23 protein-coding genes are annotated in these 23054 nt (G+C 65.7%); 15 read left to right on the forward strand and 8 right to left on the reverse strand.

Annotated features, from left to right (window positions below):
* Positions 1 to 17: 17 nt before the first annotated feature.
* Together VEC01_RS02305 and VEC01_RS02310 are read right to left on the reverse strand one after the other, a co-directional pair.
* Entirely contained in the window at positions 18 to 1118 is a 1101-nt protein-coding gene (locus tag VEC01_RS02305; protein WP_324898352.1) for a DUF748 domain-containing protein, read from the reverse strand.
* Positions 1115 to 2116, reverse strand: coding sequence for a GlxA family transcriptional regulator (locus tag VEC01_RS02310; protein WP_324898354.1), 1002 nt, complete (start codon positions 2114 to 2116; stop codon positions 1115 to 1117). The genes VEC01_RS02305 and VEC01_RS02310 overlap by 4 nt, the downstream gene beginning before the upstream one ends.
* A 98-nt stretch (positions 2117 to 2214) precedes the next feature.
* Between VEC01_RS02310 and VEC01_RS02315 the strand changes: the two genes are divergently transcribed.
* Genes VEC01_RS02315 through VEC01_RS02325 form a run of 3 tightly spaced genes read left to right on the forward strand, consistent with a single transcriptional unit; the run spans position 2215 to position 3318 of the window.
* Positions 2215 to 2481 (forward strand): tautomerase family protein, encoded by a 267-nt coding sequence (locus VEC01_RS02315; RefSeq protein WP_324898356.1) that lies wholly within the window; start codon positions 2215 to 2217, stop codon positions 2479 to 2481.
* Entirely contained in the window at positions 2471 to 2929 is a 459-nt protein-coding gene (locus VEC01_RS02320; protein ID WP_324898358.1) for an MAPEG family protein, read from the forward strand. Before VEC01_RS02315 ends, VEC01_RS02320 begins: the two co-directional genes overlap by 11 nt.
* The gene (locus VEC01_RS02325; RefSeq protein ID WP_324898359.1) at positions 2926 to 3318 is read left to right on the forward strand and encodes a phosphopantetheine adenylyltransferase; all 393 of its coding nucleotides are present in this window, start codon (positions 2926 to 2928) and stop codon (positions 3316 to 3318) included. The genes VEC01_RS02320 and VEC01_RS02325 overlap by 4 nt, the downstream gene beginning before the upstream one ends.
* On the opposite strand, the gene VEC01_RS02330 is transcribed toward VEC01_RS02325, so the two are convergent.
* The 3 genes from VEC01_RS02330 to VEC01_RS02340 form a co-directional block, all read right to left on the reverse strand.
* Positions 3308 to 4582 (reverse strand): amidohydrolase family protein, encoded by a 1275-nt coding sequence (locus tag VEC01_RS02330; RefSeq protein ID WP_324898361.1) that lies wholly within the window; start codon positions 4580 to 4582, stop codon positions 3308 to 3310. The two genes, VEC01_RS02325 and VEC01_RS02330, sit on opposite strands and share 11 nt — an antisense overlap.
* A 20-nt stretch (positions 4583 to 4602) precedes the next feature.
* Positions 4603 to 5487, reverse strand: a complete 885-nt coding sequence (locus VEC01_RS02335) for an ion transporter (RefSeq protein WP_324898363.1) — start codon at positions 5485 to 5487, stop codon at positions 4603 to 4605.
* Positions 5488 to 5550: 63 nt separating this feature from the next.
* Positions 5551 to 5871 carry a cupin domain-containing protein gene (locus tag VEC01_RS02340; protein ID WP_324898365.1) on the reverse strand — a complete coding sequence of 107 codons (321 nt, stop codon included), beginning with the start codon at positions 5869 to 5871 and terminating at the stop codon, positions 5551 to 5553.
* A gap of 246 nt (positions 5872 to 6117) precedes the next feature.
* On the opposite strand from VEC01_RS02340, the gene VEC01_RS02345 reads away from it, so the two are divergent.
* Positions 6118 to 7242, forward strand: coding sequence for a branched-chain amino acid ABC transporter substrate-binding protein (locus tag VEC01_RS02345; RefSeq protein WP_324898367.1), 1125 nt, complete (start codon positions 6118 to 6120; stop codon positions 7240 to 7242).
* 22 nt (positions 7243 to 7264) lie between these two features.
* Here VEC01_RS02345 and VEC01_RS02350 read toward each other — a convergent pair whose 3' ends face one another.
* Positions 7265 to 8767: a sensor domain-containing diguanylate cyclase gene (locus tag VEC01_RS02350; RefSeq protein ID WP_324898369.1), complete on the reverse strand. Its 1503-nt coding sequence runs from the start codon at positions 8765 to 8767 to the stop codon at positions 7265 to 7267.
* Positions 8768 to 9007: 240 nt separating this feature from the next.
* Here VEC01_RS02350 and VEC01_RS02355 point away from each other — a divergent pair, with 240 nt between their 5' ends.
* The 6 genes from VEC01_RS02355 to VEC01_RS02380 all read left to right on the forward strand — a co-directional run bounded on the left by VEC01_RS02355 (position 9008) and on the right by VEC01_RS02380 (position 15046).
* Positions 9008 to 10144: a sensor histidine kinase gene (locus tag VEC01_RS02355; protein ID WP_324898371.1), complete on the forward strand. Its 1137-nt coding sequence runs from the start codon at positions 9008 to 9010 to the stop codon at positions 10142 to 10144.
* Positions 10145 to 10277: 133 nt separating this feature from the next.
* Positions 10278 to 11423 (forward strand): DNA topoisomerase IB, encoded by a 1146-nt coding sequence (locus VEC01_RS02360; RefSeq protein ID WP_324898373.1) that lies wholly within the window; start codon positions 10278 to 10280, stop codon positions 11421 to 11423.
* Between the two features lie 57 nt (positions 11424 to 11480).
* Positions 11481 to 11783, forward strand: coding sequence for an antibiotic biosynthesis monooxygenase family protein (locus tag VEC01_RS02365; RefSeq protein ID WP_324898375.1), 303 nt, complete (start codon positions 11481 to 11483; stop codon positions 11781 to 11783).
* Between the two features lie 273 nt (positions 11784 to 12056).
* The gene (locus VEC01_RS02370) at positions 12057 to 12623 is read left to right on the forward strand and encodes a hypothetical protein (protein WP_324898377.1); all 567 of its coding nucleotides are present in this window, start codon (positions 12057 to 12059) and stop codon (positions 12621 to 12623) included.
* Between the two features lie 216 nt (positions 12624 to 12839).
* A complete protein-coding gene (locus tag VEC01_RS02375) occupies positions 12840 to 13880 on the forward strand; it encodes an SRPBCC family protein (RefSeq protein ID WP_324898379.1) in 1041 nt (346 codons plus the stop codon).
* Positions 13877 to 15046 carry a zinc-dependent alcohol dehydrogenase gene (locus tag VEC01_RS02380; protein ID WP_324898381.1) on the forward strand — a complete coding sequence of 390 codons (1170 nt, stop codon included), beginning with the start codon at positions 13877 to 13879 and terminating at the stop codon, positions 15044 to 15046. Before VEC01_RS02375 ends, VEC01_RS02380 begins: the two co-directional genes overlap by 4 nt.
* A gap of 39 nt (positions 15047 to 15085) precedes the next feature.
* Here the strand turns inward: VEC01_RS02380 and VEC01_RS02385 are convergent, their stop codons facing one another.
* Together VEC01_RS02385 and VEC01_RS02390 are read right to left on the reverse strand one after the other, a co-directional pair.
* Positions 15086 to 15388, reverse strand: coding sequence for a hypothetical protein (locus VEC01_RS02385; RefSeq protein ID WP_324898382.1), 303 nt, complete (start codon positions 15386 to 15388; stop codon positions 15086 to 15088).
* A 249-nt stretch (positions 15389 to 15637) separates the two neighbouring features.
* Positions 15638 to 16906 (reverse strand): hypothetical protein, encoded by a 1269-nt coding sequence (locus VEC01_RS02390; RefSeq protein WP_324898384.1) that lies wholly within the window; start codon positions 16904 to 16906, stop codon positions 15638 to 15640.
* 563 nt (positions 16907 to 17469) lie between these two features.
* Here VEC01_RS02390 and VEC01_RS02395 point away from each other — a divergent pair.
* The 5 genes from VEC01_RS02395 (at position 17470) to VEC01_RS02415 (ending at position 23053) form a co-directional block, all read left to right on the forward strand.
* Positions 17470 to 18771: an MFS transporter gene (locus VEC01_RS02395; RefSeq protein WP_324898386.1), complete on the forward strand. Its 1302-nt coding sequence runs from the start codon at positions 17470 to 17472 to the stop codon at positions 18769 to 18771.
* A 114-nt stretch (positions 18772 to 18885) separates the two neighbouring features.
* On the forward strand, positions 18886 to 20955 hold the full coding sequence (locus tag VEC01_RS02400) for a putative bifunctional diguanylate cyclase/phosphodiesterase (protein WP_324898388.1): 2070 nt from the start codon (positions 18886 to 18888) through the stop codon (positions 20953 to 20955).
* A gap of 341 nt (positions 20956 to 21296) precedes the next feature.
* Complete coding sequence (locus tag VEC01_RS02405; RefSeq protein ID WP_324898390.1) at positions 21297 to 22250, forward strand: protoglobin domain-containing protein; 954 nt, start codon at positions 21297 to 21299, stop codon at positions 22248 to 22250.
* Positions 22251 to 22278: 28 nt separating this feature from the next.
* Positions 22279 to 22653 (forward strand): STAS domain-containing protein, encoded by a 375-nt coding sequence (locus VEC01_RS02410; protein WP_324898392.1) that lies wholly within the window; start codon positions 22279 to 22281, stop codon positions 22651 to 22653.
* Positions 22637 to 23053 carry an anti-sigma regulatory factor gene (locus VEC01_RS02415; protein ID WP_324898394.1) on the forward strand — a complete coding sequence of 139 codons (417 nt, stop codon included), beginning with the start codon at positions 22637 to 22639 and terminating at the stop codon, positions 23051 to 23053. The genes VEC01_RS02410 and VEC01_RS02415 overlap by 17 nt, the downstream gene beginning before the upstream one ends.
* Position 23054 lies beyond the last annotated feature (1 nt).

The raw sequence follows: 23054 nt of genomic DNA on the forward strand, positions 1-23054 counted from the left end.
TGTTTGCGACGGCGGCGCTACTTTCCGAACAGTTTCTTCACCACCCCGCCCAATCCTTCGGCAACGCTGCCCACGCCCTTGCCCAGGCCTTCGATGCTGATGCCCAGCGCCGCCGCGACGGCGGCGCCAACCTGCAACGCGAGGTTTTCATTGAGCGAGAACTTCGGGTCGTTGAGATTGCCTTCCAGCGTGAAATCGACCACGATCTGGCCCTTGCGGTTCTTCAGCGCGGCGATGACCGCCTGCCGCGGCACGCCCATGAAGGTGCCGAAGGCGCCGTCGGACGGCGCCAGCTCCAGGCCGCTCAGCGTCACCGTGCCCGGCGCGTGCAGACGGTTGTTGCGCACCGTCGATTTCAGCCGCAGGTCGAGGCTGCCGCGCCGCACGCCGGTTTCCGATGCCTTGATCAGGTAGGGTTGCAGCGCGACCAGGTCGACCCCTTGCAGCTTGGTGGCGATCTCTGAATTCCTGGTTCCGAGTTCGGCCCAGCCGTCGATGGAAAGCCGGCCGTTGCGCTGGACGCCCTTGACGGTGCCGTCGACCTTGATCGAGGTGCGGCCGGCGCCACGCGGCAGCGTCAGATCTTCCACCCGCGCATGCAACTGTTCCAGCCGCGTCTTGTGGGCCGGCTGGCGCACCGTCGCGTCGAAGAATTCCAGCACGCCGTCGCGCAGTTCCACGGTGCCGATGCTGACCGTGGGGGATGGCCCGGCCGGCCCGCCGCTTCCGGCCGGCTTTTCCAGCAGGATTGGCAGCAGCCGGAATTTGCCGTCACGCGTACGCAGCGCGGAGACATAAGCCCGTTCGACGACGATGCGCGGGACATGGATGCGCGCCGAGAAGAGGCCGAGCAGGTCGGGGCGCACCAGCACCCGTTCCGCGCGCAGCGCATCCTGCGCGGGCCAGCCCTTCGGCGCCGCGATGCGGATCTGGCGGATTTCAATGGCGGACATGCCGACCACGATGTCGCCGACCTCGCTCTCCGGGCCGAGCGCGCTTTCGATCTGCGACTTCAGCGCTTCGGCGGCATAGTGCAGCCCGACGAACGCCGCGATCACCAGCGCGGCCGTGACGGTCGCGGCGATGCCGGCCAGGCGGATCACGGTCTTGCGTTTCATTGCCGTAACCCGAACCGCGCCCGGTACTCGCGCGGCGTGATCCGCGCCCAGCGCTTGAACACCTTGCTGAAGGTCGACACATCCTCGTAGCCGCAGCGGCCGGTGATGTCTTCGAGCGACAGCTTCGTCGATTCCAGCAACGCCTTGGCGCGCTCCACCCGCAGCTGCTGCGCATACTGTGTCGGGCTCATGCCTGCCGCATCCTGGAAGCGGCGCAGCAGCGTGCGCGGGCTGGTATGGCAATGGGCCGCCAGCTCGGCCATGTTCCATGTGCGGTCAAGGCGCTGGTTGAGCCAGCGGCGCGCGCGCTCGATCACTGCATGGCCTTCGTCCTGGATCATCGCGGCGGCGATATACGGGGCCTGGCTGGACCGGTTGGCGTCCATTGCCAGCACCTTCGCGGTCGACTGGCGCAGCGCGTCGCCGCCGAAGCGGCCGACCAGCCACAGCGCCAGGTCGAGATACGAGGTCACGCCGCCGGAAGAAACATGATTGCCGTCCTCCACCACGAGCTGTTCGGCGTCGAGCGTGACCGCCGGAAAGCGCTTGCGGAAATACGCGGCGAGCCACCAGCTGGTGGTCGCCCGCCGGCCGTCGAGCAGGCCGGCTTCGGCGACCAGGCAGGTGCTGGAACAGCTTGAAATGATCGGCTTGCCGGTCTGCGCGTAGCGGCGCAGCATCTCTTGCTCCGGACCGAGTCCCAGCAGCAGCGGCGACAGGTCGTACGGGCCCTGGTGGTCGATGCCGGGCAGCATGAGCGCGTCGAGCGCTTCCAGATCGGCCGGCTGCGGATGGAAGCTCAGGCCGCCGACGGTCAGGGTTTTTTCCTTGCGCGCGCTGAGCCAGCAGGTGTCGAAGTGGACGCGGTTTGCCGCCACGCGCAGGCCGGACAGCGTGTTGGCGATGTGGAACACGTCGAAGGGCATGACTGCGCCGCTGCGCAGACAGCCGGGATAGACCAGCATGCCGATGCGGATGATGTTGGGTCGAGGCGCCATTTGGCGGATTTAACCATGAGTTTGTCGGTTCCGACAATGGCCGGCGTGGCAACATGTTTCGATAATCGAGGTTCCATCAACAACAAAAGGAGGGTTACATGCCTTATGTGCATTTGCATACGCTGAAAGGATTGCTGTCGCCGCAACAGAAGCGCGCCCTGATGGACAGGATGACCGCGTTGCTCGTGGAGATCGAGGGCGGCGGCGATCCGGCGTTCAGGAAACATGTGTGGATACGCATCGACGAAGGGGAGCCCGAACAATGGCAGCTCGGCGAATTGCGTCCCACGCCGGACCTGGTCGAACGCCTGGTGGAAGTGCGTGAAGCCCGGCGCGCGGCAGGGGAGGCGCAGGATGGCAACTGATGCTGTCGTAGCCGCGTATCCCGCCTTGCCGGCGTTCGCCGCGGCGCTGGTCGCGCTGTTCGTCAAGACTACGCTGACCAGCATGCTGCAGGTCGTCAGCCGCTTCCGCAGCCGCGCGTTCACCGTGGCGGAAGATGCCGCACTGCTGCGCGTGCCGCCGCAGCCGCAGGAGTCGCCCTTCGTGCAACGCTGCGCCAGCGTGTGGCGCAACGACGTCGAGAACCTGCCGCTGTTTCTCGCGCTGGCGCTCACCTATGTTCTGCTGGGGGCGCCGCCGGCGGCCGCGCAGCCGCTGTTTTTCGCCTACGTCGCGCTGCGCTACGCGCACACCGCGGTCTACCTGCTCGGCCTGCAGCCGTGGCGCGCGCTGATGTACCTGCTGGGGATGGCGGTGTGCTGGGTGATCGCGGCGCGCATCCTGCTGCTGCTTGCGCAGCCGGGGGCATGATGAAGCGGGCGGTTTCCGTTCTGCTGGTGGTGGCGGCCGTGATCCACCTGCTCCCGCTGTCGGGCGTGCTCGGCGCCGACCGGCTGACGGCCTTGTACGGGCTGCCGTTCGACGAGCCAAACCTGCAGATCGTGATGCGGCATCGCGCGGTGCTGTTCGGCCTGCTCGGCGCCTTCCTGCTGCAGGCGGCGTTCCGGCCGCCGTGGCAGGCGGCGGCGCTGGCGGCCGGCCTGGTCAGCACGCTGTCCTTCCTCTGGATCGCTGCTGCCACCGGCGGCTATAACGCGGCGCTGGCGCGCGTGGTTGCGGCCGATCTGGTCGCCGTGGCCTGCCTGGCGGCCGCCGCCCTGCTCTGCCTGCTGCAGCGGCGCGCCGCCGTCAGCGCCTGAGGCGGAAGTCGACTGTCCCGGGGCGGCCGGGCAGGTCGAGCGTCGCGTGCGCGGCGGGGGCGCGGCTGACGATGCGCCCGCGCCGGATGACGGCACGGCGCGCGGCGCGCAGCCGGATCGCTTCGATCGTGCTGCCGGCATCGAGGATCACCAGGTCGGCGTGGCAGCCGGGGGCGATGCCGTAGCCTTCCAGCCCGAGGATGCGCGCCGGCGCTTCCGTGACCGCAGCGAAGCAAGCCTGCATCGCTTCCTGTCCGGTCATCTGCGCTACATGCAGGCCCATGTGCGCCACTTCCAGCATGTCGCCCGAGCCGAGGCTGTACCACGGGTCCATCGCGCAGTCGTGGCCGAAAGCGACATCGATGCCGGCCGCCAGCAGTTCCGGCACGCGCGTCATGCCGCGCCGTTTCGGATAGGTGTCGTGGCGGCCCTGCAGCGTGATGTTGATGAGCGGATTGGCGATCGCCGCCACGCCTGCCTCGCGCATCAGCGGCAGCAGCTTGCTCACGTAATAGTTGTCCATCGAGTGCATCGAGGTCAGGTGCGAGCCGGCGACGCGGCCGTGCAGGCCGAGGCGCTGAGAATGATAGGCGAGCGTTTCGATGTGGCGCGACAGCGGATCGTCGGATTCGTCGCAATGCATGTCCACCCGCAAGCCCTGCTCCGCCGCGAATTCGCACAGCAGCCGCACCGATTCCGCGCCGTCGGCCATGGTGCGCTCGAAATGCGGAATGCCGCCCACCACATCGACGCCCATCGCGATCGCGCGCTTCAGGTTGTCGAACGCGGTCGGACTGCGCAGCACGCCGTCCTGCGGGAATGCGACCAGTTGCAGGTCGAGGTAAGGCGCGACCTGGCGCTTCACGTGCAGCAGGGCTTCCACTGCCAGCAGCCGGTCGTCGCACACGTCCACATGGGTGCGGATCGCAAGCAGTCCGCGCGCCACCGCCCAGTCGCAATACTGCAGCGCGCGTTCGACCAGCGCTTCCTGCGTGAGCTGCGGCTTCAGTTCACCCCAGAGTGCGATGCCCTCAAGCAGCGTGCCGGAACGGTTCACCCGCGGCAGGCCGTAGCTGAGCGTGGCGTCCATGTGGAAGTGCGCATCGACGAACGGGGGCGACACCAGGTCGCCGCCGGCATCGATCTCCTCGCCGCCATGCGCGGGCAGCGCGGCGCCGACGGCGGCAATGCGGCCCTTGTCGATGGCAATGTCGATGCCTTGCCTGCCGTCGGGCAGGGTGGCATTGCGTATGATCAGGCCCATCTCACTCCCCTTCCGCTGTTTTAGCTGTGCTGGTAGGGCGGCAACTTCGCGCCGCAATCCTTGCAGTAATGCGCGCCCGGCTCATGTCCTTCGCTCAGGCAGTTGTGGCAGGTGCGCGTGGTGACCACCCGGCTCAGCCGCTGCGTCGTCATCTCGGCGGTGACGATGCCGGTGGGCACCGCCAGCACGCCCCAGCCGATCAGCATCATCACCGACGCGATCGCCTTGCCGAGATCGGTCTGCGGCGCCATGTCGCCGTAGCCGACGGTCGTCATCGTGACGACAGCCCAGTACATCGACTTCGGGATGCTGGTGAAGCCGTGCGTCGGGCCCTCGACCACATACATGATGGTGCCCATCACCAGCACCACCATCAGCACGATCGACAGGAATACCATGATCTTGCGCTGGCTTGCGCGCACCGCGCCGGTCAGCGTCTGGTATTCCTGCACATAGGAGGTCAGCTTGAGGATGCGGAAGATGCGGATCAGACGCAGGATGCGCACGTCGAGCAGGGAGTGCACTTCCGGCACGAAAAATGCCAGGTAGGTCGGCAGCACCGACAGCAGGTCGATGATGCCGAAGAAGCTGAACGCATAGCGCAGCGGGTGCCGCACGCATGCGAGGCGAGCGATGTATTCGGCGGTGAACAGCAGCGTAAATGCCCATTCGAGCACATCGATCACCCTGGCGTGCCGCTGGTTGATGTCGTGCACGCTGTCGAGCATCACGACCAGGATGCTCGCGAGGATGGCTGCGATCAGCGTCAGGTCGAAGCGCCGCCCGGCGACGGTGTCGGCCTCGAAGATGATGGTATACAGGCGCAGCCGCCAGCCGCCGTCGGGTCGGCCGAACTGCGGCGGGGCGCCCCTGGCCTGCTGGACGTCGGCGGTGGTTGTGTTCATGGTGATCGAAGTTGGGTTGGTTCGCCTGCCGTGACCTTACCGCAGCAGGGCCGCTGTTGCAATTTAGTAGAACACCGCAATCCAGACGGTATCGGTGTCTTCCTTCGTCCATTCAACGCGATGCCGCTCGTGCGCCGCGATCCGGACATGGTCGCCCTCGGCCAGCCGGACCAGCCGGCCGTCCCGTTCGAAACGCAGCAGCGCTTCGCCCTTGAGCAGAGCCACCCATTCATTCAGGTCTTGGTCATACCAGAAGTCAGGCGGCGAGCAGTGACCGCGCGACACGATCCGTTCGATACGCACATTGCCGGCGCCGCCCAGCACCTCGACCAGCTCCTCCGGCAGCAACGTCGGTATCTGTCCATACAAATTGCCGGTTTTCATCTTCCAATCCTGTCGATTTGCTGTCTTGTCTTTTTGGTCATTTTAGTCGGGCCGCCGAATTTAATTCATATTTCACCCGCCACCGGCAATAAATTGCTGCAAAGAGGCAATTTCGGTGAGAAGAACGCAAGATAATTTTGCATGACCTTGGCGATAATCGCAGCCGTGAAACACCGATTCACACAGGATAGGCACACCGCGACAAAATCCCGGCGCGCCTGGAGAGCCACTTCAGAGAGGAAAGACATGCAATTCAATAAGATTATCACCGGCGTCGCCCTGCTGGGCCTGGCCGGCGCGGCAGCTGCACAAGAAACCGTCGTCAAGATCGGCCACAGCGGCCCGCTGTCCGGCGCCCAGGCCTTTGCCGGCAAGGACAATGAAAACGGCGTGCGCCTGGCGATCGAGGAACTGAACGCCAAGCCGATCACCGTCGGCGGCAAGAAGATCAAGTTCGAACTGGTCTCCGAGGACGACCAGGCCGATCCGAAGTCCGGCGTGGCTGCGGCGCAGAAGATGATCGACAGCGGCGTGAGGTTCGTCGTCGGTCCGTACAATTCCGGCGTGACCATTCCCGCCTCGCGCGTCTACAACGACGGCGGCGCGGTTGTGGCAACCGTCGCCTCCAACCCGAAGATCACCGAACAGGGCTACAAGAACCTGTACCGCATCAATGCCAGCGACACCCAGCTCGGCTCGAAGATGGCGATGTACGCCGCCAAGGAGCTGAAGGTGAAGAACGTCGCCGTGATCGACGACCGCACTGCCTACGGCCAGGGCGTGGCCGAGGAGTTCAAGAAGCAGGCCAAGGCGTCCGGCCTGAACCTGGTCGGCCATGAGTTCACCAACGACAAGGCTTCCGACTTCACCGCGATCCTGACCAGCCTGAAGGCGAAGAAGGTCGAGGCGATCTTCCTCGGCGGCTACGCGCCGCAGGGCGGCCCGATGGCGCGCCAGATGAAGCAGCTCGGCATCAATGCGAAGCTGCTCGGCGGCGACACCATCTGTGCCGCGGAAATGGGCAAGCTCGGCGGCGACGCCGTCGGCGAGAACGTGCTGTGCGCGCAGGGCGGCGCCATCCTTGACAAGGCGGCTTCCGGCCCGGCCTTCAAGGACAAGTACAAGCAGCGCTTCAACCAGGACCCGGACGTGTACGCCGCTTCCTTCTATGACGGCATGATGCTGTTCGCCGAAGCGATGAAGAAGGCCGGTACCGTCGACGCCGCCAAGGTCGGCGCGGAAATCGCCAAGGGCACGTACAAGGGCGTGGCCGGCACCTATGCGTTCGACGACAAGGGCAACATGAAGTCGTCGCCGGTGACGGTGTTTACGTTCAAGGGCGGCCAGCCGGTCCCGCTGACCAGCTACTGATCCGCAATACGGCGGGGCGCCGTCAGGCGGCGCCCTCCGACACGCCGGCGGCGCTGCCTCCCAGGCCGCCGGCGCGGGCGACCTGCAGCCGGTTCCGCCCGTTTGCCTTCGCCTTGTACAAGGCTTCATCGGCGCGCCGCAGGAACATCGACGGCGGCTCGCCGAGCTCATGCCTGGCCACGCCGAGGCTGACCGTGATGTGACGGTCAGGCACCGCCGGCGAAAAATCGTGGCCGTCGATCTCGGCGCGCAGCTTTTCCGCCACTCCCACCGCCTGCTCCAGCGGGCAATCCTTGAGCAGCACGATGAATTCTTCGCCGCCCCAGCGCGCGAGCACATCGCTTTCGCGCAGCATCGAGCGCGCAATCTGCGCCAGCGTGCGCAGCACCTCGTCGCCGGCGATATCGCCGTGCGTGTCGTTGACCTGCCTTAGGAAATCCACGTCGAACAGGATGCATGACAGCGGCCGCCCGCTGCGCTCGGCGTCCAACATCGCCTGGCGGAAAATCAGGTCGAAGGCTTGGCGGTTCAGCAGGCAGGTCAGCGGGTCGCTGCCCGCCATCGCTTCCAGCCGGCGGTAATAGCGGTTGACTGTCAGCAGCAGCAGCGCCAGCACCGCAAGCGTGACGGCGCTGCCGATGCTCAGAATCAGCAGGAAGGCGCGGCGCGCCGGGCGCAGCTCTTCCGTGCTGTCCTGCTCGACCAGGAGATGCCAGCCGAGTTCGGGGAGGAAGCGCGCGCCGACGTAGACGGCGGCGCCTTCCCGCTCATACTGCAGCACTGACTGCCGTTCGCCGCCGTGCAGCAGCGCGCCGGCGATGTCGCGCAGGCCCGGCGCCTGGGCAAGCTCCAGCCCGGCGTGCGGGCCCGGCGGGCCGGCCGGCAGCAGCCGGCGCTGCGCGTCGACGAAATACACGCGGCGGCCGGCATGCCGTTCCTGGCTGTCGATCAGCCGCGCCAGGCTGTCAGCCCGCATCGCAACCCCGGCCACGCCGAGAAAGCCGCCGTCGCCGTCGAGCACGCGGTAGTGGATCGAGAGGGTGGCGGCGTTGCCGTTGTCGTGGTCGATGTCGAGTCCCGCGGCATACGGCGCAGTCGTGCTGCGCATGCGGAAAAACCAGGCGTCGGGCGGATCGCCTTCCTGCAGGCGGCCTTGCGCGCCTTCGGAGTGGGTAATGTTGAGCGTGCGCCCGGAGGCGAGGAAGATGCTGGACGCGCCATGGCGCTCGCGCAGTTCCGCCAGGTAGCGCACGGCCGCCGCGCTGTCGCCTTCGCCGGCGAGCAGCCATTCGCGCACCAGGCCGTCGGCGGCGACCGAGGCTGCCGCGGCCGCGGCGCGCGCCGCCTGGGCCCGGATTTCCGAGCGCAGCGCATCGCTTGCCAATGGCAAAGCCTGCCCGGTGATGCCTTGCTGCACCGCATCGTGCGTCATCCGGTAGGCCGCGATGCCGGCGGCGAGAAAGCCCGCCAGCAGCAGCAGGCTGATCCAGAACAGAACGCGATATTTATCGAGGAATGGCCGCATGTCGCCCCCTTTCGCGGCGCCGGCCGTGAACGGCGGTCCGCTTCTGCATTTTGGTATTGGGCAGCGCCGTCCCGCCATGCAACGGCGCTGCAACATTTTGTGCGACACATGCTACCTCGGATTGCGGCCGGGTGCTTTTTGCAACTTTTCGTGCTTTTGTTAGTGACAAAAAGTTAAGTTACGCTGCTACACTTCCACCTTGCCGCGCCACCCGCGGCAGGGACAAGCAGGGGAGGAGATGTGACTGACTTACTCGCACAATGGTTTTCCGCGCAAGGATTCATGCCTCTCGGCCAGTGTTACCAGTGGATGCCGGACTTGCTGTGGACGAATGCCGTCTCCGATGCGCTTACCGGGATCGCTTTTTATGCGATCGCGGCCGCGCTCCTGGTGCTGCGGCGCAAGCCGCGCGACCTCAATTTCAACCAGGTATTCGTGCTGTTCGCAGTATTCCTGTTTGCGTGCGGCACCAGCCGTTTCCTTGCGATCTGGGCGATCTGGCAGCCGGTCTACTGGCTCGACGCGGCGTTCCGGGCGTTGGCGGCCGTGGCCACGGTCGCTACCGCGGTGCGCATGCTGCCGATGATTCCGAAGGCGATGGAATTGCCCTCGACCACCAAGCTGCGCGCGGTGATCGACCAGCTCGAACACCAGATCGAGGAGCGCAAGAAGGCGGAAGAGGCGCTGCGCCAGTCGCAGGCGACGCTGCGCGAGCTGGCGGCCTACCAGGAGCGCATACGGGAAGACGAGCGCAAGCGCATCGCGCGCGAGATCCATGACGAACTGGGCCAGAACCTGCTCGTGCTGCGGCTCGATATTTCGGCGCTGCACGCGCGCGCCGGCACGCGCCATTCCCGGCTGCGGGAGCGCACTGCGGCCGCGCTCGAATATGTCGATACGACCTTGAAGTCGATCCGCGCGATCATGAACAATCTGCGTCCGTCGGTGCTCGACCTCGGGCTGGCGGCGGCGATCGAGTGGCAGGTCTCGCAGTTCGAACGACGCAACAATGTGCGCTGCGAGGCGGCGATCCAGGACGGCGGCCAGGCGGTGCCGGAGGCGCAGGCAACCGCGGTGTTTCGCATCCTGCAGGAATCGCTCAACAATATCGGACGCCACGCGCGTGCAACGCTGGTCCGCATCTCGCTGTCCATCAACGCCCGCGAGCTGGAAATGTCGATCGCGGACAACGGCGTCGGCATGCACGCCGGCGACCGGCGCAAGGCGCATCGTTTCGGCTTGATCGGCATCGAAGAGCGGGTCGGCATGCTGGGCGGCGAAGTGCGCATCGAAAGCATCCCGGGCCAAGGCACCACGGTACGGCTGTGGATTCCGCTCGCCGCCGAAGCGGAGGAAGACGTTGCCGCGGAAGCGTGAGCGCGACCGGCAAGCGTGTCGAAAAGAAACCCCTGCGTTGCAAGGAAAATACGGGACGCGCAACCACTTGATGGCAAACATGGTCTGACGGGAACGAGGAATGACAGCCAATCTGCCTCACCCCGGAGATTGCATGAAAAAAGCGACCGACAGCACCGCCGCGACGGCGGCAGCCGCCAACGGCGAGGATCTTGTTGCAACAGCAAAACAGGTCGGCTTGCGCTACGTCGGCGACGGCGTCGCCGGCATTACGCGCGTCGCCGACAAGGACGGGTTCCGCTACCTCGCCCCCGACGGCAAGACGGTGCGCGATGAAGAGACGCTTGCCCGCATCAAGGCGCTAGCGATTCCGCCCGCGTGGACCGAAGTCTGGATCTGCCCCTGGTCCAACGGCCATATCCAGGCCACCGGGCGCGACGCCAAGCGGCGCAAGCAATACCGCTACCACGCGCGCTGGCGCAGCGTGCGCGACGAAGCGAAGTACGAGCGCATGCTCAATTTCGGCAGGGCGCTGCCCGTGATCCGCAAGCGGGTCAATGACGCGCTCAAGCTGCCCGGCCTGCCGCGCGAGAAGGTACTGGCCACCATTGTCTACCTGCTGGAAGCGACGATGATGCGCATCGGCAACGAGGAGTACGCGCGCCACAACAAGTCCTTCGGCTTGACCACGCTGCGCGACCGCCATGTCCGCATCGACGGCAGCGAAGTCGAATTCCGCTTCCGCGGCAAGAGCGGCGTGCAGCATTCGATCCGGGTCGGCGACCCGCGCCTGGCGCGCATCATCCGCCGCACCCGCGACCTGCCTGGGCAGGAACTGTTCCAGTATGTGGACGACGCCGGCGAACAGCGCACGGTCGGCTCGGCCGACGTCAACGACTACCTGCGCGAGATCACCGGCGAGGACTATACCGCGAAGGATTTCCGCACGTGGTCGGGCACGGTGCTGGCGGCGCTGGCGCTGCAGGAATATGAAAAGTTCGATTCCGAGGCGCAGGCGAAGAAGAATGTGGTGCGGGCGATCGAATCGGTGGCCGAGAAGCTCGGCAACACGCCGAGCATCTGCCGCAAATGCTATGTGCATCCGGCGGTGATCGAATCCTATCTCGACGGCACCATGCTGGAAGCGATGCGCGAACGGGCGCGCGATGAACTCGCGCATGAGCTGCATGCGCTCGACCCGGAAGAAGCCGCCGTGGTGGCGCTGCTGCAGGAGCGCCTGGCGCGCGCGGTCACACGGGAAAAGGCACCGCGCAAGCGCGGTGCGCGCGCGGCGGGCTGACCGGGCGGTAATAGAGATGGGATAATGCCGGCAATCTTCACTGAAAGGGAAACCAGCATGATCCTGGAATTCGCAGACATCCGCATCCAGCCCGGCAAGCAGGCCGAATTCGACGACGCCATCCGGCGCGGCGTCGAGCAGGTGATCGCCAAGGCCAAGGGCTTTCGCGGCTACAAGGTCAACAAGGGGATCGAAACGCCGGAGCGCTATGTCCTGATGATCTTCTGGGAAACGCTGGAAAACCATACCGTCGATTTCCGTCAGTCGCCCGCCTTCACCGAATGGCGCGGCATCGTCGGACCCTACTTCGCCGCGCCGCCGGTGGTCGAGCATTTCACGTTGCTGGCGAAGTCGGACTAGAGGGCGCCCGGGCACGCGCCGGTTGTCAACCTGACCATGTTTTCCGGCTGGGCGGCGCTGCGCCGGCTAGGCCGTCGGTGCCGCTCCTACAACCGCGTCGCCCGTCGGTACGTGGCGCGGGCGGCCCTTCCCCGAAAAGAACCGGCGTTGCCCGGCGCGGCGCGGCTCCGGTCCGGGATTGCATCAATTCAAGTCATTTCGCATTCCGTGGTGATATGATCTTGGATCAAGCCACCCGCAGAAAACAGCCCCCGCCAGCGAGGTCGAACAAGAATGTCTTTCAATGTTGACGCAGTTACTCTGACGCTGATCGCCGTCCTTGCTGCCCTCATCACCGGCATCGTCGCCCATGTCAGTTCGGCACGGGTCAAGGAGCGCCGCGCCCGGCGTCATGCTGCGCTCATCCGCAACACCATCATCGAATACTTCCGGCGCAGCGGCGTCGCGGTCTCCGCCGATGCCACCACCTTCGACAACAGCGGGCGCTATACCGCGATCGTCGAATCGGAGCCGATGAAGCGCTTCCGCCTGTCCCACATCATCGAGATGACCCTGCGCGACCATGTGCGCAAGTCCTGCGGGCTGGAGCTGGACAAGATCTACTGGCGTTTCCCGATCAAGGAAGCAACCCAGGCCGTCACCGTGCCGCGCGACGGCGAAGTCAAGGCCGACGGCGGCGAGGATGCCAAGGCCAGTGAAGAGTCGGACGACTACATCAACGAAGGCCTGGAAAACTATCGCCACATCCCGAAGCCGGAAGTGACCGAGCTGCCGTGGGAAACCTTCGAGCAGATGGCCACGATGAGCCGCGAAAACAAGGACCAGCCGCCGACGCAGTAAGGCCGCTCCCCTGCAGCAAGCATTCCCTTGCTCATTTTTTCAGCATGTCATCCGCCGTGCTCCATGCGCCCGGGCGGGAACTCCCCTTTCGAAAAGCCTGACTAACTTGCTCGAAGCGCCGCCCGCATGCCCCGGCGGCGGCGTTCTTGTCATCCGGTAGTCCGAGTGGCGCAGCATGATTCATTCGCCCGAGGCTAGCGCAAGGAGGAGTTCGCCATGCAAGACCAAGCAGCAAGCCCGGCGCAGCCGGGCCAGGCGCCGGCCCCGGTCAGTGCCGTCAGCCCGGCGCCGGACGACAGCATCCAGCAAGAGCATCCTGCCTTCGATACCTTCTACCATTCCCCCAAGTCCGACCGTGCCGAACAGCTCGCGCGGGCGCTCGGCTGGTTCAGCATCGGGCTGGGCCTGGCGCAGCTGATCGCGCCGCGCGGCATGTCGCGCGCCATCGGCGCGCAGGAGCGGCCCGCCGTGATGCGCGGGCTGGGCGCGCGCGAGATCGCCAGCGGCGTCGGCATCCTCAGCCAGCGGCGACCGGCAAACTGGCTATGGACGCGAGTGGCGGGCGATGCGCTGGACCTGGCGCTGCTTGGCGCCGCCGCGCGCACTCCGCAAGGCCGGGCCAACCGGCGCCGCCTCGCATGGACGACCGCCGCGGTTGCCGGCATCGCGGTGCTCGACCTGCTGTCGAGCATCGACAATACGCAGCGCAAGCAGATGGGACAGGGGCCGACGGTGACCGGCGACGTGCTGGTGGAAAAAAGCATCAGCATCAACCGCACGCCCGACGAGTGCTACCGCTTCTGGCACGACTTCGAGAGCTTCCCGCGCTTCATGAAGCATCTGGAATCGGTGCAGCTGACCGGCCAGAACCGCATGCACTGGAAGGCGAAGGGGCCGGCCGGCACCTCGGTGGAATGGGATGCGGAACTGGTGGAGGACGTCCCCGGCCGCGAGCTCGCGTGGCGCTCACTGCCCGGCTCTCAAGTGGATAACGAGGGCACGGTGCGCTTCGAACCCGGGATCGGCGGACGGGGCGCCATCGTGCGCGTGCTGATGCGCTACAGCCCGCCGGGCGGGCTGGCCGGCGCGCTGGCGGCCAGGCTGTTCGCCGAAGAGCCGTCGCAGCAGATCGACGAAGACCTGCGCCGCTTCAAGTGGCTGATCGAGACCGGCGAGATCCCGACCACGATCGGCCAGGCGTCGGGCGAACGCGGTGCGGCCAACCGCCTGCTTTTCAGGAAAGGACAACCGGGATGAGAGCGCTGGTCTGGCACGGCAAACGGGATGTGCGGGTCGATAACGTGCCCGATCCGCAAATCATCAATCCGCGCGACGCGATCGTGAAGATCAGCTCCACTGCGATCTGCGGCTCCGACCTGCATCTCTACAACGGCTTCGTGCCGGCATTGGAAAAGGGCGACATCCTTGGCCATGAATTCATGGGCGAAATCGTCGAGCTCGGGCGCGACGTGACGAACCTGAAGGTAGGCGACCGCGTCGTCATCCCCTTTCCTATCGCCTGCGGCAACTGCTTCTTCTGCCAGGAGAAGCTGTATTCGGTGTGCGAGAACTCGAACCCGAATGCCTGGATGGCGGAAAAGATGTGGGGGCATTCACCCGCGGGCATCTTCGGCTATTCCCACATCACCGGCGGCTATGCGGGCGGCCAGGCGGAATATGCGCGCGTGCCCTTCGCCGACGTCGGCGCGTTCAAGGTGCCGGATGGGATGACCGACGAGCAGGTGCTGTTCCTGTCCGACATCCTGCCGACCGGCTATATGGCCGCCGAGGCGTGCGAGATCAAGCCGGGCGCGGTGGTCGCGGTCTGGGGCTGCGGCCCGGTCGGCCAGTTCGCGATCCAGAGCGCCTACCTGCTGGGCGCGGAAAAGGTGATCGCGATCGACCGCTTCCCGGAACGGCTGCGCATGGCGCGCGAGATATCGAAAGCGGTCACGCTGGATTATGAAGAGGTCGATGTCGCAAAGGCGCTCAAGGACATGACCGGCGGGCGCGGGCCGGATGCCTGCATCGACGCGGTCGGCATGGAGGCGCACGGCATGGGCATCCTCGGCGCTTACGACCGGGTCAAGCAGGCGCTGGCAGCGGAAAGCGACCGCCCGGTGGCGTTGCGCCAGGCGCTGATGGCCTGCCGCAATGGCGGCGTGGTGTCGATTCCCGGGGTATACGGCGGCTTCCTCGACAAGGTGCCGTTCGGCTCGGTAATGAACCGTTCGCTCACGATCAAGACCGGGCAGACGCATGTGCACCGCTACATGCGCCCGCTCCTGGAACGCATCCAGCGCGGCGAGATCGACCCGACCGCGGTGATCACGCACCGCCTGCCGCTCGATGAGGCGGCGCGCGGTTACGACATTTTCTGCAACAAGCAGGACGACTGCATCAAGGTCGTGCTCAGGCCTTGAGCACTGCCTGCGATTTCGCGGGGCGCGCTCGGCCCGCGGTCAGCGGCGCGGGCCGAGCGGATCACAGGACTTCATCAGCCCGCCGTCTCGCCTGCCGTCTCCCAGCCAGGACTTCAGTTTCCGTATTGCCACGGACAGCAGCGACCCGACGGCGAACAGCAAGACTGCGGCGCCGGTCAGCGTCGCGAACAGCGCCAGCGTGAGCAGCGTGACCGCCGCGGTGCCGGCGACCTTCCATTGCCACCACTTGCCCAGCAGCATGCGCATCGTGTCGCGCGCGCTGTGTTGTTTTCCGGTCGCGCGCGGCGCATCGACCACTTCCCATTCCACCTGTTCAGACATTTCTCTCTCCCGGGCACGGTGCCCATGAACAGGGACATCATAGAGGCGTTGTTAAACAATTAAAACCGAAGAAAACATGTTGTTTTCTTCGAAAAATACAGAATTAACGGCCAGTCAGGATGACGGCCGCCGCCTCGGCAAGGGTCCCACCTGTCATTACGACAGCAAAGCGCTGCGGGAATTCCGCCTGGACAGCGCGGGCGAAGGGAGCGATCCGTGCCGGCGGCACGGATCGCGGAGAAAGGCCGGTCAGGGCACGTCCGCGCTGCCCGCTTCTTCGGTGCGGCCGGCGACGGTAGTGATCCCCCCCGTCGGGCTGACCCTGCTGACGGTATGGCTGGAGGCGTCGGTCACGTACAGGTTGCCGGCGGCGTCGATGATGATGCCGGCGAGCGACTGGAACTGCGTGGCCGGGCCGGCGACGGTAGTGATGGTTCCGGTCGCGCTCACCCGGCGCACGCTGCGCATTGCCGCGACAAAGACGTTGCCCGAGCCGTCGGTCGTGAGCGCAAAGGTATCCATGAATGCCGCCGGCCCGGTCTCGCCGTTCAGGGTGCCGGCGATCGTGCTGACGCCGCCATCCGCGCCTATCCTGCGGATGAAGGTGCTGCCTTCCGGGATGTTCGGCGCCGGCGGGCCGTACCAGTCGGTCAGGAACAGGTTGCCGGCGGCATCCACGGCAATCCCCATCGGCCCGAGGAAGGTGGCGGTCGCCGCCGAGCCGTCGGCGCGCCCGCGCATGCCGCGCGTACCGGCCACGGTACTGACCACGCCGGCCGGCGTGATGCGCCGTACCACCGCGTTTTCGGTATCGGCCACGTAGGCGTTGCCGGCAGCGTCGACCGCGATCCCCCAGGGCTGGCGGAAGCGCGCCGCGCCACCGGTGCCGTCGGCGTCGCCCGGTTCTGCCGCCACTCCGGCCAGGGTGGTCACGACGCCGGCCGGACTCACCTTGCGCACCGCGTTGTTGTCGACTGCGTAGATGTTGCCGGCGCTATCGACCGCGATGCTCCTCAGCGCGGAAAAGCGGGCGGCGCTGCCGGTGCCGTCACTGCTGCCGCTGGCGCCGGCCGAGCCGGCGAGGGTGGTCACCACCCCGGTCGTGGCGATCTTGCGGATCGTGTAGTTGCCGGCGTCGGCGACGTACAGATTGCCGGCGCTATCGCGCGCGATGCCCAGCGGCTGCCTGAAGCGCGCCTGCGTTGCGTCGGCGCTGACGGTGCCGCCGGTCGCACTGCCGCCAGTATTGGTACCGCCGGTGTTGGTGCCGCCGGTCGTGCCGCCGCCGCTGTTGCCGGCGGCAGGCGGGACAGAAGTCGAAGGTGGCGTGTTCTGGTTGCCGGTGGTGGCGGGCGGTGTGGCGCCCTGGGATGCCGGCGCCGGACTGCCGCCGGTGCTGCTGCCTGTACTGCCGGTGCCTCCCGTGGCGGGCGTGCCGCCGTTGTTGTTCGTGGTGGCCGGCTGTGCGCCCGTGGCATCGCCGCCACCGCCGCCGCCCCCGCCGCAGGCGGCGAGCATGATGCATAGAAGGCCTGCCGTGATCCGGCTGCTCAAAGTCGCGTGGTACACGTAACACCTCAAACTGGATGGGGCTCCCTGGCTCGCGGCCGCTGCGCGGGACGGTGCGGCTTCTGTTTGAGCCATCATCCCCGACCCCAAATGACGGGCATTTGATAACAGTCAATGCCGCTGTGCACTGCTGCGCCGGTGTTGTTTTTCATCGCCGGCGGCTGCGGCCGCAGAGCGAATGCGTTGCAGCGTGCCGCATCCCGCTTGACCCTCACCTTGCGTCAGGCTCTAGAGTGCGGTCTCCCGCGCAGAAAGGCCGCGCCGTGCTGCCGGCAATCGGCGAACTGGCGCTCATGGAGCTGGACCACGCGCCCGCCCGCGGGCGGCGGACCTGTGCGGCGCGCTGTCGGCAAACGTTGCGGTCTTGGGCAAGGACCCGGAGGTGCACCGCAAGCTGCGGCCGGCGCACCTGAACGAACCGGAGCTGCCGGTCGGGACCGGCTGCAGCCGCGTCGTGCGGCTGTTTCCCGAGGCCGGCGTGCGCCATCGGCTAAAACAACAAGGAATCGACGATGCACAAGCAACAGACAGACAACCGCGCCCTCCGGGGCGACCGCAACTTCCTCTGGCTCGCCGCCGGCGCGCTGGTTTCGATGGTCGGCGACCAGTTCACGCTGATCGCGCTGCCGTGGCTGGTGCTGAAGATGACCGGCGATCCGCTGGTGCTCGGCACGGTGCTGGCGGTGACCAGCATCCCGCGCGCGCTGTTCATCCTGGTCGGCGGCGCGCTGGTCGATCGCCATTCCCCGAAGCGGGTTTTGATGCTGACGAAATACCTCAACACCCTGCTGCTCGGCGCGCTGGCCGCGCTGGTCTTTACCGGCCACGCCAGCCTGCCGCTGGTGTATGCGCTGGCGTTCGCGATCGGGCTGTCGACCGCCTTCAGCATCCCGGCCGGCTCGTCCATCATGCCGCATGTGGTCCGTCCCGAACATTTGCAGCAAGCCAACGGCGCGATGATGGGCATCCGGCAGCTGTCGTTCTTCATCGGCCCGCTGCTGGCCGGCGGCCTGATCGCGGTCTCCGGCAGCGCATCCGGCGGAATGCAGGATGCGCAGGGACTGGCGCTCGCCTTCCTGTTCGATGCAATCAGCTATGCGGCGTCCGCATGGACGCTGGCCCGCGTGACGCTGCGCGCGCATCCGGCGCCGGCGCAGGCCGATGCGGGATCGGTATGGAAATCAGTGGCGGAAGGCTTGCGGTACTGCTGGAACGAACGCAGCCTTCGCGTCTGCTTTGCATACTGGGCGGCGATCGCCCTGTTCATCAGCGGCCCGGTGCATGTTGCGGTGCCGGTGCTGGCCGAGCGGATCGGCGACAGCGCCGCTGCGCTCGGTGTGCTGGTGGGCGCGCATGGCGCCGGCACCCTGCTCGGCATGATGTTGAGCGGCATCCGGCCCGGGCTGCGCCTGCGCAGCTTCGGCGCCACGCTGCTGTTGCTCGACGGCGTGATCGGATTGCTGTTCATGCCGCTCGGCCTGATCGACGCGACCTGGCAGGGCGGCCTGCTGCTGCTGGCGATCGGCATGCTCGGCGGCGTGGTGCAGGTCAAGGTGTATACCTGGCTGCAGCGCGCGGCGCCGCCAGCGCTGCTGGGCCGGACAATGGCCTTGTTCATGTTCATCTTCCTGGGCATCGCGCCGATGTCCTCGGCCCTGACCGGGCTGCTGATGCGCAGCATTGCGTTGCCGCAACTGTTTGCGGGCGCCGGCCTGCTGCTGGTCGCGATCGTCGGCATCACGTACGCCGGCTCCGGCATGCGCAGCATTCAGGAGTCGCCGGCGCCGGGGGCGGTGCCGGGCACCGGCTCCTGACGCCGCCCGTCCTGCGCGGTTGCGAAGACGTCAACCTGAAGATTCTTCTGCGACATGACGACAAGAAAGAGTTAATCTATGTCCTACTGATATTTTTTATCGCCGGCAACCGCCATGCTGGATAACCTTTTGACAAGGCTCGCGGCATCTTCCGCCAGTGAAGAACTGTTTCGCAAGCTGTTTCACAAGCACAGTTCGATCATGCTGCTGATCGATCCGGCAGATGGCGTCATTGCCGACGCCAACCTCGCCGCGGCGGCATTCTACGGCTATGGCGAAGAGACGCTGCGCGGGATGCGCATCAGCCAGATCAACACCCAGCCGGAGGCGGAAATCCGGCGCGAAATGGGACGCGCCCTGCACGAGCAGCGCAACTATTTCGTTTTTTACCACCGCCTGGCCAGCGGCGAAGTCCGTACCGTCGAAGTGCATTCCTCGGCGATCGAGTTCCAGGGCAAGACGCTGCTGTTTTCCATCGTCTTCGACATTACCAAGCGCAAGCTGGCGGAGGATTCGCTGCGGCTGGCGTCGATGATTTACCAGAACAGCAGCGAAGCGATGACTGTGGTCCATCCGGACGGCGCGATCATCACCATCAATCCGGCGTTTACGGAAATCACCGGCTACACGCTGGACGAGGTGGTCGGCAAGAACGTTCGCCTCCTCAAATCGCTGGAGGATGACCAGGAAGTCTACGAGAGCATGTGGACAGCTCTCGCCGAGTCCGGCCGCTGGCGCGGCGAGCTGTGGTCGCGCCGCAAGAACGGCGAGCGTTTCCTGCGCTGGCTGTCGGTCAACACGATCTACAATGAAGACGGATTGCCGCAGTGCATCGTGTGCCTGTTTTCCGATATCACGAAAAAGCGTGAAACCGACGAGCTGATCTGGAAACAGGCCAACTTCGATGCACTGACCGGGTTGCCCAACCGCAGCATGTTCCATGACCGGCTGGAGCAGGCAATCAAGAAGGCGCACCGCAGCGAACAGCCGGCCGCGCTGCTGTTCCTCGATCTCGACTACTTCAAGGAAGTCAACGACACGCTCGGCCACGTCATGGGCGACCGCCTGCTGCAGCTCGCGGCGCAGCGCGTGCGCACCTGCGTGCGCGAGTCCGACACCGTGGCGCGCCTGGGCGGCGACGAGTTCACCGTGATCCTCGACGAGCTGGACGGCCCGCAGGCGGTCGAACGCGCAGTGAACGAGATCCTGCATGCGCTCGCCGAGCCTTTCCAGCTCGGTACCGAGGAAGTCTACATTTCCGCCAGCATCGGCATTACTTTCTATCCGGACGACGGCATCGAAATCGACACCCTGCTGAAGAACGCCGACCAGGCGATGTATGCCGCCAAGGCGCAGGGGCGCAACCGCTACAGTTATTTCACCGCCTCGATGCAGCAGGCAGCGCAGGCGCGCAAGCGCATGGTAAGCGACTTGCGTACCGCGCTTTCCGAGAAACAGTTCCGTGTGGCCTACCAGCCGATCGTCGACCTTTCGACCGGTGCGATCCGCAAGGCGGAAGCGCTGGTGCGCTGGGTCCACCCGGTGCGCGGGATGATCAGCCCGGCGGAATTCATCCCGGTTGCCGAGGAGACCGGCATGATCGTCGATATCGGCGAGTGGATGTTCCGTGAAGCGGCGCGGCAGGCGGCGCAATGGCGCGGCCGCTACGACCCGCAGTTCCAGATCAGCGTCAATGTGTCGCCGTTGCAATTCCAGAAGGAAGGCATCGACCAGGCCGCATGGCTGGACTACCTTGCCATGTTGCAGCTGCCCGGCCAGAGCGTGTTGGTCGAGATCACCGAAGGCCTGCTGATGGATGCGTCGCCCGCCGTGACCGAGCAGTTGCTGACCTTCCGCGACCATGGCGTGCAGGTGGCGCTGGACGACTTCGGCACCGGTTACTCCTCGCTCGCATACCTGAAGAAATTCGACATCGACTACCTCAAGATCGACCAGGCCTTCGTGCGCAACCTTGCCGCCGGATCGGACGACCTTGCGCTGTGCGAGGCAATCATCGTAATGGCGCACAAGCTCGGCATCAAGGTCGTCGCCGAAGGCGTCGAAACCGAGGCGCAGCGCCAGCTCCTGGCCGCAAGCGGCTGCGATTTCGCGCAGGGCTACCTGTTCTCGAAGCCGGTGCCCGCCGAGGAGTTCGAGCGCCTGCTGCAGCGCGGCGGCGGCTGACAAGCTTTTCTTCCGGCGCCTGCCGTCCCTTCGCTTCCCGTCGTCCCCGCCTTCGCGCTGTGCGACGCAACAACAGCGCGTGCGGCGGTGGCAGACCCCCGCCCGCCCCCGACGCGCTCCCTGAAATCCTCAGGAAACTATGCGCCTTGGCACACAGTCAAACAGCCGTCGGCCGTTTGTTGCGTGCCTTCAATGTTACTGTCGTCGGCGCCATCGCGACATGGATGGCGCTCTCGCTCAAGGCGCGCGTGCTTGTCCCTGCAACCACGTGCATTCCTCATTTTCCGAAACCCACGTCTAACGAATTTCCTGCCGTATACCCACGACAACGAGGACCGCCCATGGACGCGCCAGCCCACCGCCGGAAAGACCGCTCTCTACTCGCCGCCCTGAACATCGATGACGAAGAAATCGGGAACCGGAAGCGCTTCCTGCAGTTCGGGGACGACGACGTGGCCCGGCTCAAGAGCATCGGCGAGCTGTCGGAGCGCTATGCGGACGAGGTGATCGAGGAGTTTTACCGGCATCTGCTGTCGTTCGAGGAGACGCGCGTCTTCTTTTCCGATCCGGAAGTGCTTGCCCGCGTGAAAAATGCGCAGAAAAATTACTTCGTGCGCCTGACGGAGGGCAACTACGACACCGACTATATCGAAAACCGGCTCAAGGTCGGCAGCGTGCACGAACGCATCTCGCTGCCGATGAAAGCCTATCTCGGAATGTACAACTTCTACCTGCGCACGGTATTCGCGCGCCTGTCCGAGACCTATCGCGACGAGCCGGAGCGCGCGTTCAGCGCCTTCCTGTCGCTGATGAAGCTGACTTTCCTCGATATCGGTCTGGCGATCGACACTTACATCGAGTCGCGCGAGCGCACCATCGGCCGCCAGCAGGAGGCGATCAAGGAACTCTCCACGCCGGTGCTGCCGTTCCGCGACGGCATCCTGCTGCTGCCGGTCATCGGCATGATCGATTCCTTCCGCGCCGCGCAGCTGACCGAGCAACTGCTGCATTCGATCCGCGACACCCGCTCCAAGGTGGTCGTGGTCGACATCACCGGCGTGCCCTATGTCGATTCCCGCGTCGCCAGCCACCTGGTGCAGACGGTGGAGGCGGCGCGGCTGATGGGCTCGCGGGTCATCGTGTCGGGCGTGTCGCCGGACATCGCGCTGACGATGGTGACGCTCGGTATCGACCTCGGGCGCATCGAGACGGTGGGCGACATGCAGAGCGGACTGGAGCTTGCCGAACGGCTCGCGGGGTACAAAATGGTAAGGGTAGAAACAGAAGCGCGCTGAGCGCGGGCGAAAATAAAAAGGACTCCCCATGGGCGTTCCCATCCTCAAACAAGAAGACTTCCTCATCGCTTCCATCCAGGACGAGTTGACCGACGCGGAGCTGTTGAACCTGCGCGACCAGCTCGTCGCGAAATGCAGGCAGTACCGCTCGCGCGCGGTGCTGATCGACGTCACGGTGCTGGAACTGATGGATTCCTTCGCCGCGCGCACATTGCGCGCGATCGCGAACATGACCAGGCTGCTGGGCGCGGAAACCGTGGTCGTCGGCATCCAGCCGGAAGTTGCGATGTCGATGGTGCAGCTCGGCTTGCGGCTCGACGGCATCATCGTCGCGATGGACCTGGAAGACGGGCTTTCGATACTGCGTTCGCGGAGCGGAAAAAAACATGCTTCAAGTGCCTGACGCCGCGGAAACCGTGATGCCTTTGCGCTCGGATGTCGATGTGCTGAAAGCCAGGCAGTGCGGCAAGCAACTTGCGGCCGCACTGCACTTCAGTAACAGCGAGCGCACCATCATCGCTACCGCGATTTCGGAAATCGCGCGCAATACGGTCCTGTATGCGCAGTCGGGCCACATGCGGCTGAAACTGATCCAGCAAGGAGCGCGGCGCGGCATGCTGATCGTCACAGAAGACAAGGGGCCCGGCATCGCCGACCTTGATCTCGCGATGCAGGACGGTTACACCACGTCGCGCGGCCTCGGCATCGGCCTGCCCGGCGCCAAGCGCCTGATGGATGAATTCGATATCGTGTCCGAAGTCGGAAAGGGCACCACGATCACGATGAAGAAGTGGGAGCGGTGAG

The organism is Noviherbaspirillum sp. (assembly GCF_035627455.1).
Classification (GTDB): Bacteria; Pseudomonadota; Gammaproteobacteria; order Burkholderiales; family Burkholderiaceae_D; genus Noviherbaspirillum.

Excerpts from the sequence above, each read along its gene's own strand:
- VEC01_RS02305 (WP_324898352.1), bottom strand. The coding sequence starts at position 1,118 with ATGAAACGCAAGACCGTGATCCGCCTGGCCGGCATCGCCGCGACCGTC.
- VEC01_RS02310 (WP_324898354.1), bottom strand. The coding sequence starts at position 2,116 with ATGGCGCCTCGACCCAACATCATCCGCATCGGCATGCTGGTCTATCCC.
- VEC01_RS02315 (WP_324898356.1), top strand. The coding sequence starts at position 2,215 with ATGCCTTATGTGCATTTGCATACGCTGAAAGGATTGCTGTCGCCGCAA.
- VEC01_RS02320 (WP_324898358.1), top strand. The coding sequence starts at position 2,471 with ATGGCAACTGATGCTGTCGTAGCCGCGTATCCCGCCTTGCCGGCGTTC.
- VEC01_RS02325 (WP_324898359.1), top strand. The coding sequence starts at position 2,926 with ATGATGAAGCGGGCGGTTTCCGTTCTGCTGGTGGTGGCGGCCGTGATC.
- VEC01_RS02330 (WP_324898361.1), bottom strand. The coding sequence starts at position 4,582 with ATGGGCCTGATCATACGCAATGCCACCCTGCCCGACGGCAGGCAAGGC.
- VEC01_RS02335 (WP_324898363.1), bottom strand. The coding sequence starts at position 5,487 with ATGAACACAACCACCGCCGACGTCCAGCAGGCCAGGGGCGCCCCGCCG.
- VEC01_RS02340 (WP_324898365.1), bottom strand. The coding sequence starts at position 5,871 with ATGAAAACCGGCAATTTGTATGGACAGATACCGACGTTGCTGCCGGAG.
- VEC01_RS02345 (WP_324898367.1), top strand. The coding sequence starts at position 6,118 with ATGCAATTCAATAAGATTATCACCGGCGTCGCCCTGCTGGGCCTGGCC.
- VEC01_RS02350 (WP_324898369.1), bottom strand. The coding sequence starts at position 8,767 with ATGCGGCCATTCCTCGATAAATATCGCGTTCTGTTCTGGATCAGCCTG.
- VEC01_RS02360 (WP_324898373.1), top strand. The coding sequence starts at position 10,278 with ATGAAAAAAGCGACCGACAGCACCGCCGCGACGGCGGCAGCCGCCAAC.
- VEC01_RS02365 (WP_324898375.1), top strand. The coding sequence starts at position 11,481 with ATGATCCTGGAATTCGCAGACATCCGCATCCAGCCCGGCAAGCAGGCC.
- VEC01_RS02370 (WP_324898377.1), top strand. The coding sequence starts at position 12,057 with ATGTCTTTCAATGTTGACGCAGTTACTCTGACGCTGATCGCCGTCCTT.
- VEC01_RS02375 (WP_324898379.1), top strand. The coding sequence starts at position 12,840 with ATGCAAGACCAAGCAGCAAGCCCGGCGCAGCCGGGCCAGGCGCCGGCC.
- VEC01_RS02380 (WP_324898381.1), top strand. The coding sequence starts at position 13,877 with ATGAGAGCGCTGGTCTGGCACGGCAAACGGGATGTGCGGGTCGATAAC.
- VEC01_RS02385 (WP_324898382.1), bottom strand. The coding sequence starts at position 15,388 with ATGTCTGAACAGGTGGAATGGGAAGTGGTCGATGCGCCGCGCGCGACC.
- VEC01_RS02390 (WP_324898384.1), bottom strand. The coding sequence starts at position 16,906 with ATGCTCGCCGCCTGCGGCGGGGGCGGCGGCGGTGGCGGCGATGCCACG.
- VEC01_RS02395 (WP_324898386.1), top strand. The coding sequence starts at position 17,470 with ATGCACAAGCAACAGACAGACAACCGCGCCCTCCGGGGCGACCGCAAC.
- VEC01_RS02400 (WP_324898388.1), top strand. The coding sequence starts at position 18,886 with ATGCTGGATAACCTTTTGACAAGGCTCGCGGCATCTTCCGCCAGTGAA.
- VEC01_RS02405 (WP_324898390.1), top strand. The coding sequence starts at position 21,297 with ATGGACGCGCCAGCCCACCGCCGGAAAGACCGCTCTCTACTCGCCGCC.
- VEC01_RS02410 (WP_324898392.1), top strand. The coding sequence starts at position 22,279 with ATGGGCGTTCCCATCCTCAAACAAGAAGACTTCCTCATCGCTTCCATC.
- VEC01_RS02415 (WP_324898394.1), top strand. The coding sequence starts at position 22,637 with ATGCTTCAAGTGCCTGACGCCGCGGAAACCGTGATGCCTTTGCGCTCG.